Here is a 15,702-nt window from a genome sequence, read left to right as displayed (position 1 = left end):
GGAAGGACACCCCCACCGTGCGAAGAACCCGTGTGCTCACGGCCGTGCTCGCCCTGGCGGCCGGTCTGCTCGCCGGCGGCCCGCCCGCGCTGGCCGCCGACGCCCCGGCCCCCACCCCCGCCGCCGTGTCGAAGCCCGCCGCCGACACCTACACCTGGCGCAACGCCCGCATCGACGGCGGCGGTTTCGTGCCCGGCATCGTCTTCAACCGCACCGAGCCGGACCTGGCGTACGCCCGCACCGACATCGGCGGCGCCTACCGCTGGCAGGAGTCGACCAGGAGCTGGATCCCCCTGCTGGACTCGGTCGGCTGGGACGACTGGGGCCACACCGGCGTGGTCAGCATCGCCTCCGACTCCGCCGACCCGGACCGGGTGTACGCGGCGGTCGGCACGTACACCAACGACTGGGACCCGGGCAACGGCGCGGTGATGCGCTCCGGCGACCGGGGCGCGAGCTGGCGGAAGACGGTGCTGCCGTTCAAGCTGGGCGGCAACATGCCCGGCCGGGGCATGGGCGAACGGCTGGCGGTCGACCCGCACGACAACGACGTGCTGTACCTGGGAGCGCCCAGCGGCCACGGCCTCTGGCGGTCGACGGACGCAGGCGTCACCTGGGCGAAGGTGACGTCCTTCCCCAACCCCGGTAACTACGCGGAGGATCCGGACGACGCGAGCGGGTACGCCTCGGACAACCAGGGCGTCGTCTGGGTGACGTTCGACGAGTCGACGGGGACGGCGGGTTCGCCCACGCGGACCGTGTACGTCGGGGTCGCCGACAAGGAGAACGCCGTGTACCGCTCGACCGACGCGGGCGCCACCTGGGAGCGGCTGGCCGGCCAGCCCACGGGGTACCTCGCCCACAAGGGCGTCCTCGACGCGGAGAACGGCCACCTCTATCTCGCGTACAGCGACACGGGCGGGCCCTACGACGGGGGCAAGGGGCGGCTGTACCGGTACGCCACGGCGACCGGGACCTGGACCGACATCAGCCCGGTCGCCGAGGCCGACACCTATTTCGGGTTCGGCGGACTCACCGTGGACCGGCAGAACCCGGGCACGGTGATGGCGACCGCGTACAGCTCCTGGTGGCCCGACACGCAGATCTTCCGCTCCACGGACAGCGGCGCCACCTGGACCCAGGCGTGGCGCTACACCTCGTACCCGGAGCGCGAGAACCGCTACGTCATGGACGTCTCCTCGTCACCGTGGCTGACCTGGGACGCCAACCCCTCACCTCCCGAACAGACGCCGAAGCTGGGGTGGATGACGGAGGCGCTGGAGATCGACCCGTTCGACCCGGACCGGATGATGTACGGCACGGGCGCGACGGTCTACGGCACCGAGGAGCTGACGAACTGGGACGACGACACCCCGTTCACCATCCGCCCGATGGTGCGCGGGCTGGAGGAGACCGCGGTCCTCGACCTGGCCTCTCCCCCGTCGGGCGCCCCGCTGCTCAGCGCGCTCGGCGACATCGGCGGCTTCCGCCACACGGACCTGACGAAGGTGCCGTCGATGATGTTCACCCGGCCGAACTTCACCTCCACGACCAGCCTGGACTTCGCCGAGTTTGCCCCGGACACGGTGGTGCGGGTGGGCCAGGTCGACTCCGGTCCGCACGTCGCGTTCTCCACCGACAACGGCGCCAACTGGTTCGCGGGCACCGACCCTTCGGGGGTGAGCGGCGGCGGGACGGTCGCCGCGTCGGCGGACGGCGGCCGCTTCGTGTGGAGCCCGGAGGGCGCGGGCGTGCACCACACCACCGGCTTCGGCACCTCCTGGTCGGCGTCGCAGGGCATCCCGGCGGGGGCGATCGTGGAATCCGACCGGGAGGACCCGCACACCTTCTACGGCTTCAGGTCCGGGCGGTTCTACGTCAGCAGGGACGGCGGGGCGACCTTCGAGGCGTCTCCGGCGAGCGGGCTGCCGGCCGGCGACAGCGTGCGGTTCAAGGCGCTGCCCGGCACGGCGGGCGAGATCTGGCTGGCGGGCGGGGCGAGCGACGGGCCGTACGGGCTGTGGCACTCCACCGACTTCGGGGAGACGTTCACGAAGGTGCCGGGCGTCGACGAGGCGGACACCGTCGGCTTCGGCAAGGCCGCGCCGGGCGCCTCGTACCCGACGCTGTTCACCAGCGCGCGGATCGGCGGGGTGCGCGGCATCCACCGCTCCACCGACGCGGGCGCGAGCTGGGTACGGGTCAACGACGACGCGCACCAGTGGGGCTGGACCGGCGCGGCCGTCACCGGTGACCCGCGCGTCTTCGGGCGCGTCTACGTGGCGACCAACGGCCGCGGCGTCGTCTACGGCGACCTGGCGGACCCGGGAGGCGGCACCGATCCCTCGGGCGCGTGCGAGGTGGCGTACCGGGTCACGCATGCGTGGGGCGACGGCTTCCAGGCGGACGTGCGGCTGACCAACACGGGGACGACGCCGTGGGACGGCTGGTCGCTGGCCTGGTCCTTCGCGGGCGGTGAGCGGATCGCCCAGCTCTGGAACGGCGCGCACACCCAGTCCGGCCGGGCGGTGACGGTCCGCGACGCCGGCTGGAACGGCAGGGTGGCGCCGGGCGCGTCGGTGTCCTTCGGCTTCACGGCGAGCGGTGCGCCCGCGGACGCCCGGCCGGCGGCGTTCGCGCTGGGCGGGAAGGAATGCGCGGTGCGGTGAAGATCGCCGGCGGGGGATGATGGGGCCGCCCCCGCCGGCCACCCCGAAGGAGCCCCGATGCACGGACGGATCATCTTCCTCAACGGCACGTCCAGTTCGGGCAAGTCCAGCATCGCGCGGGAGTTGCTGCACGTCCTGGAGGAGCCGTACTTCCACATGCCCGTGGACGCCTTCCACCGGATGCGGACGAGCCGGGAGATCGACGCAGGCCGGCTGCCCGAGGTGCTGCACCGCACCTGGCGGGGGTACCACCGGGCGGTCGCGGGCATGGCCGCGGCGGGGAACAACGTGGTGGTCGACCATGTGCTGAGCGAGGACTGGCGACTGGCCGACTGTCTGGAGCTGTTCGACCCGCGGGAGGTGGTCCTGGTCGGCGTGCGGTGCTCCCTGGAGGAGACCGAACGGCGCGAACGGGAGCGCGGCGACCGCCCGGCCGGGCTCGCCGCCCGGCAGCACGCGCGGGTGCACGCGCACGGCGTGTACGACGTCGAGTGCGACACGACCACGACGAGCGCGGCGGACTGCGCCCGCGCGATCGCCGCCTTCCTGCCCCGCCGCCCCTCCCCCACCGCCTTCGAACGGCTCCGCGCCACGGTGGAGGTGAGCGGACGGTGAGCCGGATCGCCCTGCTCGGGGGCGGCTTCTCCACCGACGAGGACGGGCTGCTGGACGACTGGGTGCTGGGGCACGCACGCGCCCTGCGGCCGAAAGTGTGCTTCCTGCCCACGGCGAGCGGGGACGCGCCCGCGTACGCCGAGACGTTCCTCGCCGCGTTCCGGCCGCGCTCCTGCGAGCCGTCCGTGCTGCCGCTGTTCCGGCGGGAGCTGGACGACGCGGCGCTGCGGGACTTCCTGCTCGCGCAGGACGTCGTGTACGTCGGCGGCGGCAACACCGCGAACCTGCTGGCGGTGTGGCGGGTGCACGGCGTCGACCGGCTGCTGCGGGAGGCGTACGCCGGCGGGACGCTGCTGTGCGGGATCAGCGCCGGGGCCAACTGCTGGGCCGAGGGGTCGCACACCGACTCCTTCGGCCCGCTGACCCACCTCCCGGACGGGCTGGGGCTGCTGCCCGGGTCGGTGTGCCCGCACTACGACAGCGAGCCGGGCCGCCGGTCCTCCTACCGGGCGGCCGTGGCGCGCGGTGAGCTGCCCGCCGGGTGGGCGGTGGAGGACGGCGCGGCGGCGCTCTTCAGGGACGGGCGGTTCACCGAGGCGGTGACGCGGACGCCGGGCGCCTCCCTGTACCGGGTGCGGGCGGACGTCAAGGCCGCCGGCATCGACAGGACCGCCGGGGTCGTCGAGGAGGCGGTGCCGTGCCGGCTGCTCGGCGGTGACGCTACGGCGTCCTGCGGAACGCCCTCAGGGTGAAGACCGGGTCCGGGCGGGGGCGGTCCTGGTCGGGGAGTGCCGAGAGACGGGCGGCGAACTCCTCCGCGATCGGCCGGCCGGGCGGAAGGGTGACGAACCAGCCCCGCCGCAGGTCGTCCACCGTGCGGCGCGGGCTGCGGCCCTGGCCGTGGCCCCGGAAGCGGGCCTCCCCCGCCGGGACGAGGCCGTGTCCGGCCGCGCAGGCCGCCACCGTGTCCGGGTCGTCGGGCACGGGGCTCGGCGGGCGGCCGGCGAGCACGGCGTCGATGTCGCTGCCCACGTTGTGCGAGAGCCCTTTGTGCACGGTGGTGACGTACACCCCGCCGGGCCGCAGCACCCGCGCGCACTCGGCGACGACGGCGCGCACGTCGGCGGGGTCGGTCAGCAGGTGCAGCAGCCACACGCTGACCACCGCGTCGAAGCTCGCGTCCCGGAACGGCAGCCGGCGGCTGTCGGCGCGCACCACGGCCCCCGGGAGCCGGGCGGCGGCCCGCAGGGTCATGGACGAGGACAGGTCCACGCCCGTCACCCGCAGTCCGGGGCGCGACGCGGGGAATCTCCGGGTCACGATGCCGGTGCCGCAGGCCACGTCCAGCAGGCGCCGCGCCTGGCGCGGGACGAGGCTCATGACGGCCTCGGCGGCGGCCTGCGCGCGGGGTTCACCGCCGCGCAGGGCGTCGTAGCGCTCCGCTTCCTCGTCGTAGTCCAGCACGAGCGTCAGTGTGCCCCGTGCGCGGGCGCCAGGTCTTCCACCTTGCGGGCGAGCTCGAAGTCCTTGGCGGTGACGGCGCCGCCCGCGCTGTGCGTGTGCACGGACAGGGACACCGAGTGGTAGCCGAGGGTGAGGTCGGAGTGGTGGTCCAGCTCGTCCTGCACCCGGGCGACGTGGACGACCATCGCCGCCGCCGCGATGTGCGAGTCCAGCCGGTAGGCGCGGGTGAGGCGGTCCCCGTCGAGCGTCCAGCCCGGCAGCTCGGCGAGCCGGGACTCGATCTCCGTCCGGGACAGCGGTTCGACGGGCATGCGCGGTGCTCCTTCGCCGGGTCGGCTCTCGTGGCGCGTCCAGGCTGCCACAGAAGCGCGGGCGCCGCCCTGGCCGGACGGCGGGCGGCTCCCCCGGGCGGCTCCCCGGTCCGGCGGTTCCTCGATTACCGTCCTGGCATGACCACTGCCCCCACCGACACCGTTACCCGCACCGAGGGCGTGGGTCCGCTGCTGCGCGCCTGGCGGCAGCGGCGGCGGGTCAGCCAGCTGGAGCTGGCCCTGCGCGCCGACTCCTCCGCGCGGCACATCAGCTTCGTCGAGACCGGCCGGTCGCGGCCCAGCGAGGAGATGGTGCTGCGGCTGGCCGAGCACCTGGACGTGCCCGTACGGGAGCGCAACGCGCTGCTCCTCGCGGCCGGTTACGCCCCCCGCTACCCGGAGACCCCGCTGGACGACCCCGCGCTCGAGGTGGTGCGCACCGGCGTCGAGCGGCTGATCTCCGGGTTCGAGCCGTACCCGGCGCTGGTGGTGGACGCGGCCTACGACGTGGTGGCGGCCAACCGGGGGGTGCTGGCGCTGTTCGAGGGCGTGCCGGAGGCGCTGCTGACGCCGCCGCTGAACGCGGTGCGGCTCACCCTGCACCCGCGGGGCCTGGCGCCGCGGATCCGGAACCTGCGGGAGTGGCGCGGACACCTGCTGGAGCAGATGCGGCGGAACATCGCCCTGCACCGCTCGCGGCGGCTGCGGGCGCTGTACGACGAGGTGGCGGCCTACCCCGTGCCGGACTCGGCGGACCCGGAGCAGGAACCGGCGGAGCCGGTGGCGTACTTCGCGCTGCCGATGGTGGTCGAGCACCGGGGGCGGACGCTGTCGTTCGTGTCGTCCATCGCCACGTTCAACACCCCGATGGACGTGACCGTCGCCGAGCTGGCCGTGGAGACGCTGCTCCCGGCGGACCCGGCGACGGCCGCGTACCTTCAGACCTGGCTGGACTGACCCGCCCTCAGCGACCAGTGCTGGGCGAGGGCGAGGCCCGCCACGACGAGCGCCTGGAGCACGGTCCACACCGCGCCCGCGGTGGTCGGCGAGAGCCACAGCGCGAGGGCGGCGAAACTCACCGCCGCCCAGGCGAGGTTGGCCTCCACGACGACCCGCACGCCGGCCGCCGGCGGGTGCGGCCGGGCGGCCAGCAGGCCCACGCCGGCCGCGTACACGGCGAGAAACGCGCCGAGGGCGAGCAGCAGTCCGGGACCGGCCCCGAGGAAACGGCCGAGCGGTCCGGACAGGGCGAGGTAGGCGAGGGCGTTGGCGCCGGTCACCACGGCGTCGAGGGCCAGCAGACGGCGCAGCGTGCGCCGCGCCTCGACGGTCCGGGCGGGCATGGCGAGCGGGGTCGTGGACATGGGGCGTCATCCTCCGTCGGGAGCGGTGCGGGACTCGGTGCGTCCACGATCCCGTGGGGCCGGGGGCGGGTCGATTACGCCCGGGGTAATGCGGCGGACGGCGGGGAGACAGGGCGGTCACCTGCGGCACGTGAGAGTCTCTGAGGGACATGACAGGATGAGCGCATGCCCGAGCACGTTGGGGAGGCGTGGCGTTGAGTGAGCGGCGGGCCGCACCCACCGTGGGCCAGGTGGTCCTGGGACGGCGGCTGAACGAATTGCGTGAGGCCGCGGGCCTCTCACGGGAGGAGGCCGCCCGGATCCTGCGGGTGGCGCCGGCGACGGTCCGCCGGATGGAGACCGCCGAGGTCGCGCTGAAGATCCCGTACGTCCAGATGCTGCTGACCGCCTACGGGGTCCCCGACAGCGAGGCCGACACGTTCGTCACGCTCGCCGAGGACGCCAACCGCCCCGGCTGGTGGCAGCGCTACCACGACGTGCTGCCGGAGTGGTTCAGCCTCTACGTGAGCCTGGAGGGCGCGGCCCGGATCATCCGCTCCTACGAGCCGCACTTCGTCCCCGGGCTGCTCCAGACGGAGGAGTACGCGCGTGCCGTGCTGGAGGCCGGGACGATCGGCACGGCGGGCCCGGAGACGGTCGAGCGGCACGTGGCGCTGCGCATGGAGCGGCAGCGGCTGCTGGAGCGCCCGGACCCGCCGCACCTGTGGGTGCTGATGGAGGAGACCGTGCTGCGGCGTCCGGTGAGCGGGGACAGCCGGGTGATGCGCGACCAGCTCGACAAGCTGCTGGAGTACGCGGCGCGGGACCGGGTCACGCTCCAGATCGCCGAGTTCGCCGACGGGCCTCACCCGGGGACGTACGCGCCGTTCTCGCTGTTCCGGTTCGCCGAGCCGGAGCTGCCCGACATGGTGTTCACCGAGTACCTGACCGGCGCGCTGTACCTGGACTCCCGCAAGGAGGTCTCGGTGCACCTGGAGGTGCTGGACCACATCACGGCCCGGGCGGCCTCGGCCCGGCGCACCGAGAAGCTGCTGCGGGAGTGCCGCGAGCGCCTGTGAGGCGCCCGTGGACTCAGGCGGCCCCCTCCTGGCCGGTGCGGGTGTCCTTGTCGTCGTCGACGATCTCCGCGTCCACCACGTCGTCGTCCCCCTGGGACGCGCCGCCGCCGTCGTCCGGGGTGCCGGGGCCGGCGGTGCCGCTGCCGGCCGTGGCGCCGGTCTGCGCGTACATCGCCTGGCCCATGCGCTGGCTGACCGTGGCGACCTTCTCGACGGCGGTGCGCAGTTCGGCGGTGTCGGGCGACTCCTGCGCCAGCAGCCGCTTGACGTCGGCGACGGCCGCCTCCACGTCGGACTTGGCGTCGCCGGGCACCTTGTCGCCGTTCTCGGTGAGGAACCTCTCGGTCTGGTAGACGAGTTGCTCGGCCTGGTTGCGGGTCTCGGCCGCCTCCCGGCGCCTGCGGTCCTCCTCCGCGTACTGCTCGGCCTCCCGCATCATGCGGTCGATGTCGTCCTTGGGGAGGGCCGAGCCGCCGGTGACGGTCATCTTCTGTTCCTTGCCGGTGCCGAGGTCCTTCGCGGAGACGTGCATGATGCCGTTGGCGTCGATGTCGAACGCCACCTCGATCTGCGGCACCCCGCGCGGCGCCGGGGGCAGTCCGGTCAGGTCGAACGTGCCGAGCTTCTTGTTGTACGCGGCGATCTCCCGCTCGCCCTGGTAGACCTGGATGCCGACCGAGGGCTGGTTGTCGGCGGCGGTGGTGAAGATCTCCGAACGCCGGGTGGGGATGGTGGTGTTGCGCTCGATCAGCTTGGTCATGATGCCGCCCTTGGTCTCGATGCCGAGGGACAGCGGGGTGACGTCGAGCAGCAGCACGTCCTTGACGTCGCCACGGATGACGCCCGCCTGGAGGGCGGCGCCGAGGGCCACCACCTCGTCGGGGTTGACGCCCTTGTGGGGTTCCTTGCCGGTGAGTTCGCGGACCAGTTCGGTGACGGCGGGCATCCGGGTGGAGCCGCCGACGAGGATCACGTGGTCGACGTCCGACAGCCGTACGCCGGCGTCCTGGACGGCCTGGTGGAAGGGCTTCTTGCAGCGGTCCAGGAGGTCCGCGGTGAGCTCCTGGAACTGGGCCCGGGTGAGCTTCTCGTCCAGGTGCAGGGGGCCTTCCGCGGAGGCGGTGATGTAGGGCAGGTTGACGGTGGTCTCGCTGGACGACGACAGCTCGATCTTCGCCTTCTCGGCGGCCTCGCGCAGCCGCTGCACGGCCATCCTGTCCTGGGTCAGGTCGACGCCGTACTGGCCCTTGAAGCGCTTGGCGAGCCAGTCCACGATCCTCTGGTCCCAGTCGTCGCCGCCGAGGTGGGTGTCGCCGTTGGTGGCCTTGACCTCGATGACGCCCTCGCCCATCTCGAGGAGCGACACGTCGAAGGTGCCGCCGCCGAGGTCGAACACCAGGACGGTCTGGTCGTTCTCCTTGTCCAGTCCGTAGGCGAGCGCCGCGGCCGTGGGCTCGTTGATGATGCGCAGCACGTTGAGTCCGGCGATCTCGCCGGCCTCCTTGGTGGCCTGCCGCTGGGTGTCGTCGAAGTACGCCGGTACGGTGATCACCGCGTCGGTGACGTCCTCGCCGAGATAGGACTCGGCGTCCCTGCGCAGCTTCTGGAGCACCCGGGAGGACAGTTCCTGCGCCCGGTAGCGGGTGCCGTCGACGGAGCCCTGCGCGGGGAACCGCCACTGGGCGTCGCCCATGTGGCGCTTGACCGAGCGGGCGGTGCGGTCGACGTTGGTGACGGCCTGCCGCTTGGCGACCTCTCCGACGAGCACCTCGCCGTTCTTGGCGAAGGCCACGACCGAGGGGGTGGTGCGGGCGCCCTCGGCGTTGGCGATGACGGTGGGCTCACCGCCCTCGAGCACGGCGACCACCGAGTTCGTGGTTCCCAGATCGATTCCGACGGCACGTCCCATCGCTGCAACCCCTTCCGCCAGGGCCACTCTCCGGTTTCCAACACTTCCAGCACAAAACTTGAGCGGCGTGTTGTCAAGCGTGCGGAGCGCCCTTCAGGGGCGCGGGGAACTGCGCGACCAGCCCCATGCGGCCCGCACCCGGCATACAACAACAGTTACTGGCACCCCAGTGGCCGTACGGGGTGCGGCGCAGGCCCGCCGAAGGGGTGCCGCCTGCGCCCACCCGTGCCGCCCCAGCGGCACGACTGCCCCCAGGCTGGGCGCCCCGCAAGGGGCGCGGGGAACTGCGCGACCAGCCACGACACGGCCGCACCCGGCATGCAACAGTCCCCGGCACCCCAGTAGCCGTACGGGGTGTGGGCACAGGCCCGCTGGAGGGTGCCGCCTGCGCCCACCCGTGCCGCCCCAGCGGCACGACTGCCCCCAGGCTGGGCGCCCCGCAAGGGGCGCGGGGAACTGCGCGACCAGCCACGACACGGCCGCACCCGGCATGCAACAGCCCCCGGCACCCCAGTAGCCGTACGGAGATGCGGCACGACCGCCCGCAGGCGGCGGGGCGGGTCAGGCCAGCTTCGCCGTCAGGGTGATCTCCGTGCCCTTGAGCGCCTGGCTGACCGGGCAGTTCACCTTGGCGTCCTCCGCGGCGGCGGTGAAGCCGGCCTCGTCCAGGCCGGGGACCGTGCCCTCGACGGTGAGGTGGATGCCGGTGATGCCCTGGCCCGGCACGAAGGTGACCTCGGCGTTGGTGGTCAGCCGGGTGGGCGGCGTGCCCGCCTTGTCGAGGCCGTTGGACAGGGCCATCGAGAAGCAGCTGGAGTGCGCGGCGGCGATCAGCTCCTCGGGGCTGGTCTTCCCGTTCGCGTCCTCGGCGCGGGAGGCCCAGGTGACCGGCTGCTCGGGGATGGCGCCCGAGGAGTCGAAGGCGACGACCCCGCTGCCCTTGAAGAGGCTGCCTTCCCAAACGGTGTGTGCGGAGCGCGTGGTTGCCATGACGCAATCCTTTCAAAAAGTTCCGGTCGTGCGACCGGCGGTGCTCGGTCCGGACGCCCGGATCACCGGGCGCCCTGCCCCATCCGATCACATCACGGCTCAACTCACCCGGAAGACGGGCCCTCTCGGGGTGAAGGGCAGGGTCGCGCCCTGCGGGATCAGGTAGGCGTGCTCGCGCCGGACCCGCAGCACGTCGCACCAGCCGTCGGTGATCACCAGCACGGGCGCGCCGCGCGGGAAGTCGTCGGCGCGCTCCAGCAGGTCGACGCCCGGCTGCAGCTCGGTGCCGCCCCGGCCGCGCACCCGGACCTTCCCGGCGATCTCGGTGACCGGCAGGTAGCCCGCGTCGTGCGGCGCCGCGTCGCAGAACACCACGCGCGCGGCCGGCACGTCACGCGACTGCGCGTAGGAGGCGATGGCGCCGAGCGCCTTGCCGAGGAGGGTGCGGCTCATGGAGCCGGAGGTGTCGAGGACGACGCCGAAGGTGCAGCGGGCGATCTCCTCCGGCGGGTACCAGCGGCCCGCGCGCGGGATGTCCGGCGTGGACGCCTGGCGCCGGGAGGGCCGGGCGAACGACCGCAGCGGCTCGGGGCGGGGCACGAACTCGTCGAACCAGCGGGCGAGCCGGGCGTCCCAGGGCAGCGGCGGATGGCTGAGGGCGCGGATCTCCTCGACCAGGCCGGCCGGGAGCAGGCCGCGCTCCTGGCGGTCGTGCAGGTCCAGGCCCTGGGCGAGGCCCCGCCGGTAGAAGCCGTCGAGGTCGACGCAGTCGCGGGGCGGGCCGAGAGGGGCGCCGAGGACGTCGCCGAGGCCCTTGCCGCGCGGGGTGGGCAGGCGGCGGGAGCGACGGTCGCCGGCGATGCGGTCGTAGACCTCCTCGGCGGACAGCCCGGCGAGGTCCTTGTCGTACAGCAGGCCCGCGGGGATCGTGCCGATGTCCATCTCCACGAGCCAGCCGTTGATGACGAAGTCGCAGGCGACGTTGAAGAGGAACGGGTCGCGGGGGCCGCAGCGGTCGCCGTGGCGCAGGGCGGCGTGCAGCATCTCGTGCGCCAGCACGAACCGCCACTCCTCGTCGTCCATGACCCGCAGCGGGTTGACGTAGATCTCGCCCGCCCCGGCGTTGACGGCGGCGACGGAGATGCCGTGGGCGCGGGCCAGTTCGGCGTCGGCGACCAGGGTCATGCCGGAGGCGATGCCGCCGAGCAGCGGGTAGGAGGAGACGAACCAGCTCAGCGCCTTGTGCCAGGCGCGGCGCGGGGCCGGCGCCCCGTCCAGGCTGTCACGGCGGCCGCCCGCGACGTCCATCGCGGCCGCCACGGTGCGGGTGAGGGCGGAGGCGAACGCCAGCTGGTGGTCGGGCGGCTGCCCGTACCAGCCGTTCCAGCTGGTCAGGTGCAGGTCGGGTGCGCCGCCTGCGGTGCCGCAGCGGCGGTAGGCGTCGGGGACGCCGGTGCGGCGCCAGGCGGCGGCGAGGCGCTCCTCGTCGCCGTCGGGGTAGGCCGTGGGCAGCTCCTCGGGCGCCTTCCCGACGGGCGAGCCGAGCAGGAAGCGGTCGACGACGACGCAGCGGGCGGCCAGCTCGCAGGCGTCCGGCTGGGTGCGGGGCCCCTCGGCGGCCGGGACGTGGCCGAAGCCGAGGTGCAGGACGGCGTGCGCGAGGGCCCACGCCCAGGTCTCCGGGTCGGCCGTGCGGTCGGGGTGGACGTGCAGCACGGCGTCGGAGCTGACGCGCACCAGGCCGTCGCGGGGCGCCAGCTCGCAGTCCTCGCGGCGGCACACGTCGACGTCCACGGCGGCCAGCGCCGGGTTGGCCCGCATGATGCGCAGGCCCTCGGCGAACGCCTCCGCCGCGAGGTCCCGCTTGCGCCGCCGCGCGTCGCCCTTGGGCTGCGTGCCCTTGCCGCGGCCGCGGCTCACCGGCGCGCCTCCACCAGCCGGGGCATGTCGCGGGCCGCCTCGACCAGGAACCACGACGGCAGCACCGGGTTGCCGTCGGCGTCGGGGGCGATGACGGTCTGCGCGACCTCCACGGAGATCTCCGCGAGCTGCACCAGCAGCGACTTCGCGCGGTAGGCGATCTGCCGGCCGGCCGCCGACATGTGCTCCTTGGAGGCGGGCAGCTCCTTCACCAGCCGGCCGCGGAAGGACTCGGCGAGGTAGTAGAGCAGGTCGCGGTCCTCCGGGCGGTGCGGCCAGCGGGCCTCGCCCTTGACGACGGCGTCGATGCCGAAGCGGCTGCGCACGATCTTGACGTAGCCGCAGAAGGCGGTGGCGTGCGCGGGGGTGAGCGTGCCGTGGGCGAGGACCTTCAGGGTGTCCTCGTCGAGGTCGCGGCCGAAGGAGTGCAGCGCGTCGGAGAGCATGTGCCAGGAGCGGGGCGTGGAGAACGGCTCCTCGGTCTTCGGCGGCTTGGACCACAGGTGGTCGGGGCGGTCGGTGAGGTGGTCGGCGATCCACGGGTGGATGCCGTTGTTCGCCGCCCAGACCAGCCAGTCCTTCGGGGACGCCGTCAGGTGGACGTGAGTGAGGCGGTTGACCAGCGCGGAGGCGAGGGGACGGGCGAGCGCGTTGTCGGTGGCGCGGTTGCCGGCACCGATGACGACGGAGCCCTTGGGCAGCTCGTAGTCGCCGATGCGGCGGTCCAGGATCAGCGAGTAGAACGCCTTCTGCACGTCCGGGGTGGCCGCGTTCAGCTCGTCCAGGAACAGGCAGTACGGCTCGTCGCGGGCGATCGACGCGGGCGGGCAGAACACCGAGCGGCCGTCGCGGATCTGCGGCACGCCGATCAGGTCCTCGGGGGCGAGCTGGGTGCCCAGCAGGCTCACGCACTCCAGCCCGAGGCTTTCGGCGAACTCCCTGACCAGGGAGGACTTCCCGATGCCGGGCGCGCCCCAGAGGAACACCGGCCGCACGGTCGCGAGGCCGAGCAGCAGCTCCGGGACACGGGCGGGGGTGACGGTGACGGCTGCCTGCACGCAGATGCTCCCTCTCCGCGCGCCTTCGCGGGCGCGGGTGACGTGACGGTGGACGACTCGTGGTCGAGGTTGTCAGCACCGGGCGCGTCCGTCACACGAATTTCCGCCCGCGACGCCCTTGTTGCCGCGTTCAGGCCGCGTGGTGCCGCGTTGAGGCGGTGTGGGTGCCGCGTTCAGGCCGCGCGTTCGCGGTGGTCGGGGAGGGGGCGGGTGTCGGCCTGGTCGGCCTCGGTGAGCCAGCGGCGCAGCACGTGGTGGACCTGTTCGGCGCCGGCCAGCTCGGCGCCCTCGGGGACCGGCACGGACAGCACCAGTGGGGACAGCAGGAAGGGGCGGGACTGGGCGCCGCCGAGGCCGCCGTGGGAGCCGATCTGCTCCTCGAACGCGAGCACCTCGCCGTCCGCCGGGTCGTGGAAGGAGTTGACCATGATGTCGGCGGTGTGCGGGAAGGTGTGGGTGCGGCGCACGACGTCGGCGGCGCCGGGGCCGAACGGGGCCAGCGGGCCGGGGTTGTCGTCGAGTTCGTCGAGCGGTATCTCCGCGCCGTACGCGCCGAGCACGACCCCGCCGTGGCGTTCGCTGCGTACCAGCAGGAAGCCGATGCCGGGGTGGTTGGCGAGGGTCGGCAGCAGCGCGGGGTGCCGGGCGTCGATCTCCTCCTTGGTCATCCGGTGCGGCACGTCCGGGAAGGACACCAGGCCCAGGTTGCCGGAGGCGAGCACCACCGGCTCCGATCCGCGGGAGGGCCGGTAGTGCTCGGCGCCCTCCTCGACCGGCCGGCGCAGCGCGGCGCGGACCGCCGCGCGGGCCTCGGCCCCGCTGTGGGTGCGCCGGGCGCGGCGCGGCACGGGCAGCCCGCAGCCGGCCCGCACCAGGTCGCCGAGGGTGAGTCCGTAGCGGGCGCGGAAGGTCTCGCCGGGGCTCTGCCCGTGGTCGGACAGCACGACGATGCGGTACGGGCGGGGGGCGTGCTCGGCGACGTTCTGGATCAGGGCGAGGGCGCGGTCGAGGCGGCGCAGGACCTGTTCGGTGTCCCGGCTCGCCGGCCCGGAGTGGTGGGCGACCTCGTCGTAGGCGACCAGGTCGGCGTAGACGGCGCTGCGGCCGGCCAGCAGGTCGCCCATCACGGCGGCGGTGACGACGTCCCGTTCGACGACGGTGGCGAAGGCGCGCACCAGCGGGTACAGCCCGCCGCGGGAGACGCGCGGGCGCCGGCCGCGGATCCGGGCGCGCACGGACTGGCCGATCTCCCGGCCCACCTCGGCGACGAAGGACAGGGCGGTGCGCACGGCGTTGGCCGGGTCGGAGAAGTACGCGAAGTAGCCGGCGCGGGAGCGGGCCGCCGGACCCCGTCGGCGGGCGGCGATGGACAGCACCAGCGCCTGCTCGTCGGCGCCGCCGCTGAACAGGTTGCCGCGGCTCGCGCCGTCGCGGGCGAGCAGCCCGGCGTGGCCGGAGTGCTCGATGGCGCGCGCCTGGAGCTCGGCGGCGCTGGTGGGCCGGTTGCAGACCATCACCTCGCGGCGGGCCTTCTCGTACCAGCGGAACGCGGGGACGTCGAAGGTGCTGCCGTGCAGGATGCCGAGCTGGCTGGCGCCGGTCTGGCTGGACCAGTCGGTGCGCCAGGGAGTGAGGCGGTGGGTGGGCCGGCCGCCGTCGGCGCCCAGCCAGCGGGCGACGGTGGGCATCAGGCCCTTGCCGACGGCGGACAGCAGGACGTCGTGGCCGACGCCGTCGAGCTGGACGAACACCGTGCCGGGGGTGGCCGGGCAGGGCGGGTCGGAGCGCCGTCTTCGGTCGGCGAGCCGGTAGAGCCGCCGGCGGTAGGCGTCGTCGTCGCGGACGGCGAGGGCGGCGCCGGTGGCGGAGGCGACGGCGGACATCACGGCGGCGACCACCACGGCCGTCTCGGGGGCCGCCGCGCCGCGCTCGACCGGGTTGACGCGCAGCGCCAGCCACAGCAGGGCGCCGTTGAGGAAGAACACCAGCAGGCCGAGGACGAGCGCCGGCACGAGCAGCAGCAGCCGCACCAGGAGCGGCCAGACCAGGGCGGACAGCAGGCCGAAGGCGCCCGCGCCGAGGGCGGCGGTGACCGCGATGTCGGTGGCGCTGTCGCCGTCGGCCGAACGGAGCCGGAAGTCGGGCAGGATGCCCGCGAGCGCCAGCATGGTGAGCGTGGAGACCGCCCACACGGTGACACTCCGCCCGATCTGACTGGCGACCCGTCGCCATCGCCCGCCACCCACGCCGCGCACACCTCACGTTCCGGTCCCTGGCCCGCCCTCACCCTGTCACAACGTCCCGATGAGGCGTTTCGTCCCCCCTCCCCCAATGCGAGCGGGCG

General features: G+C 73.9%; 13 protein-coding genes. 5 read left to right on the top strand and 8 right to left on the bottom strand.

The genetic code is table 11. The features are described from left to right. The first annotated feature begins 17 nt into the window (after positions 1-17). Genes ACFOSY_RS17035 through ACFOSY_RS17025 form a run of 3 tightly spaced genes read left to right on the top strand, consistent with a single transcriptional unit; the run spans position 18 to position 4,036 of the window. Positions 18-2,669, top strand: a complete 2,652-nt coding sequence (locus ACFOSY_RS17035) for a cellulose binding domain-containing protein (protein WP_394307659.1) — start codon at positions 18-20, stop codon at positions 2,667-2,669. Between the two features lie 57 nt (positions 2,670-2,726). Beyond that, complete coding sequence (locus ACFOSY_RS17030) at positions 2,727-3,284, top strand: chloramphenicol phosphotransferase CPT family protein (RefSeq protein ID WP_394307658.1); 558 nt, start codon at positions 2,727-2,729, stop codon at positions 3,282-3,284. After that, positions 3,281-4,036 carry a Type 1 glutamine amidotransferase-like domain-containing protein gene (locus ACFOSY_RS17025; protein ID WP_394307657.1) on the top strand — a complete coding sequence of 252 codons (756 nt, stop codon included), beginning with the start codon at positions 3,281-3,283 and terminating at the stop codon, positions 4,034-4,036. The genes ACFOSY_RS17030 and ACFOSY_RS17025 overlap by 4 nt, the downstream gene beginning before the upstream one ends. On the opposite strand, the gene ACFOSY_RS17020 is transcribed toward ACFOSY_RS17025, so the two are convergent. Together ACFOSY_RS17020 and ACFOSY_RS17015 are read right to left on the bottom strand one after the other, a co-directional pair. Continuing rightward, the gene (locus tag ACFOSY_RS17020; RefSeq protein ID WP_394307656.1) at positions 4,005-4,748 is read right to left on the bottom strand and encodes a class I SAM-dependent methyltransferase; all 744 of its coding nucleotides are present in this window, start codon (positions 4,746-4,748) and stop codon (positions 4,005-4,007) included. The genes ACFOSY_RS17025 and ACFOSY_RS17020 overlap by 32 nt on opposite strands. Before the next feature lie 5 nt (positions 4,749-4,753). Continuing rightward, complete coding sequence (locus tag ACFOSY_RS17015; RefSeq protein WP_394307655.1) at positions 4,754-5,059, bottom strand: 4a-hydroxytetrahydrobiopterin dehydratase; 306 nt, start codon at positions 5,057-5,059, stop codon at positions 4,754-4,756. A gap of 138 nt (positions 5,060-5,197) precedes the next feature. Between ACFOSY_RS17015 and ACFOSY_RS17010 the strand changes: the two genes are divergently transcribed. Then, the gene (locus ACFOSY_RS17010; RefSeq protein WP_394307654.1) at positions 5,198-6,016 is read left to right on the top strand and encodes a helix-turn-helix domain-containing protein; all 819 of its coding nucleotides are present in this window, start codon (positions 5,198-5,200) and stop codon (positions 6,014-6,016) included. Here the strand turns inward: ACFOSY_RS17010 and ACFOSY_RS17005 are convergent. After that, positions 5,998-6,423: a hypothetical protein gene (locus ACFOSY_RS17005; RefSeq protein ID WP_394307653.1), complete on the bottom strand. Its 426-nt coding sequence runs from the start codon at positions 6,421-6,423 to the stop codon at positions 5,998-6,000. The genes ACFOSY_RS17010 and ACFOSY_RS17005 overlap by 19 nt on opposite strands. Before the next feature lie 194 nt (positions 6,424-6,617). Here ACFOSY_RS17005 and ACFOSY_RS17000 point away from each other — a divergent pair, with 194 nt between their 5' ends. Continuing rightward, entirely contained in the window at positions 6,618-7,481 is an 864-nt protein-coding gene (locus tag ACFOSY_RS17000; protein ID WP_394307652.1) for a helix-turn-helix domain-containing protein, read from the top strand. A gap of 13 nt (positions 7,482-7,494) precedes the next feature. Here ACFOSY_RS17000 and dnaK read toward each other — a convergent pair whose 3' ends face one another. From dnaK to ACFOSY_RS16975, 5 genes are all read right to left on the bottom strand, one after another. Continuing rightward, positions 7,495-9,390, bottom strand: a complete 1,896-nt coding sequence (gene dnaK / locus ACFOSY_RS16995) for a molecular chaperone DnaK (protein WP_394307651.1) — start codon at positions 9,388-9,390, stop codon at positions 7,495-7,497. A gap of 561 nt (positions 9,391-9,951) precedes the next feature. Beyond that, complete coding sequence (locus tag ACFOSY_RS16990) at positions 9,952-10,380, bottom strand: OsmC family protein (RefSeq protein ID WP_394307650.1); 429 nt, start codon at positions 10,378-10,380, stop codon at positions 9,952-9,954. A 99-nt stretch (positions 10,381-10,479) separates the two neighbouring features. Further along, positions 10,480-12,300: a vWA domain-containing protein gene (locus tag ACFOSY_RS16985; protein ID WP_394307649.1), complete on the bottom strand. Its 1,821-nt coding sequence runs from the start codon at positions 12,298-12,300 to the stop codon at positions 10,480-10,482. Continuing rightward, complete coding sequence (locus tag ACFOSY_RS16980) at positions 12,297-13,358, bottom strand: ATP-binding protein (protein ID WP_031017774.1); 1,062 nt, start codon at positions 13,356-13,358, stop codon at positions 12,297-12,299. Before ACFOSY_RS16980 ends, ACFOSY_RS16985 begins: the two co-directional genes overlap by 4 nt. Positions 13,359-13,531: 173 nt before the next feature. Continuing rightward, complete coding sequence (locus ACFOSY_RS16975; protein ID WP_394307648.1) at positions 13,532-15,613, bottom strand: phage holin family protein; 2,082 nt, start codon at positions 15,611-15,613, stop codon at positions 13,532-13,534. Positions 15,614-15,702: the final 89 nt, after the last annotated feature.

It is taken from the genome of Streptomyces lusitanus, from assembly GCF_042647945.1.
Taxonomy (GTDB): Bacteria; Actinomycetota; Actinomycetes; order Streptomycetales; family Streptomycetaceae; genus Streptomyces; species Streptomyces pseudogriseolus.
The sequence above is the reverse complement of the archived record's forward strand: the minus strand, read 5'-3'. Positions and strand labels throughout refer to the sequence as shown.

Bases quoted from the DNA above. Each gene is read 5' to 3' on its own strand.
- ACFOSY_RS17030 (WP_394307658.1), top strand. From the start codon at position 2,727: ATGCACGGACGGATCATCTTCCTCAACGGCACGTCCAGTTCGGGCAAG.
- ACFOSY_RS17015 (WP_394307655.1), bottom strand. From the start codon at position 5,059: ATGCCCGTCGAACCGCTGTCCCGGACGGAGATCGAGTCCCGGCTCGCC.
- ACFOSY_RS17010 (WP_394307654.1), top strand. From the start codon at position 5,198: ATGACCACTGCCCCCACCGACACCGTTACCCGCACCGAGGGCGTGGGT.
- ACFOSY_RS17005 (WP_394307653.1), bottom strand. From the start codon at position 6,423: ATGTCCACGACCCCGCTCGCCATGCCCGCCCGGACCGTCGAGGCGCGG.
- dnaK (WP_394307651.1), bottom strand. From the start codon at position 9,390: ATGGGACGTGCCGTCGGAATCGATCTGGGAACCACGAACTCGGTGGTC.
- ACFOSY_RS16990 (WP_394307650.1), bottom strand. From the start codon at position 10,380: ATGGCAACCACGCGCTCCGCACACACCGTTTGGGAAGGCAGCCTCTTC.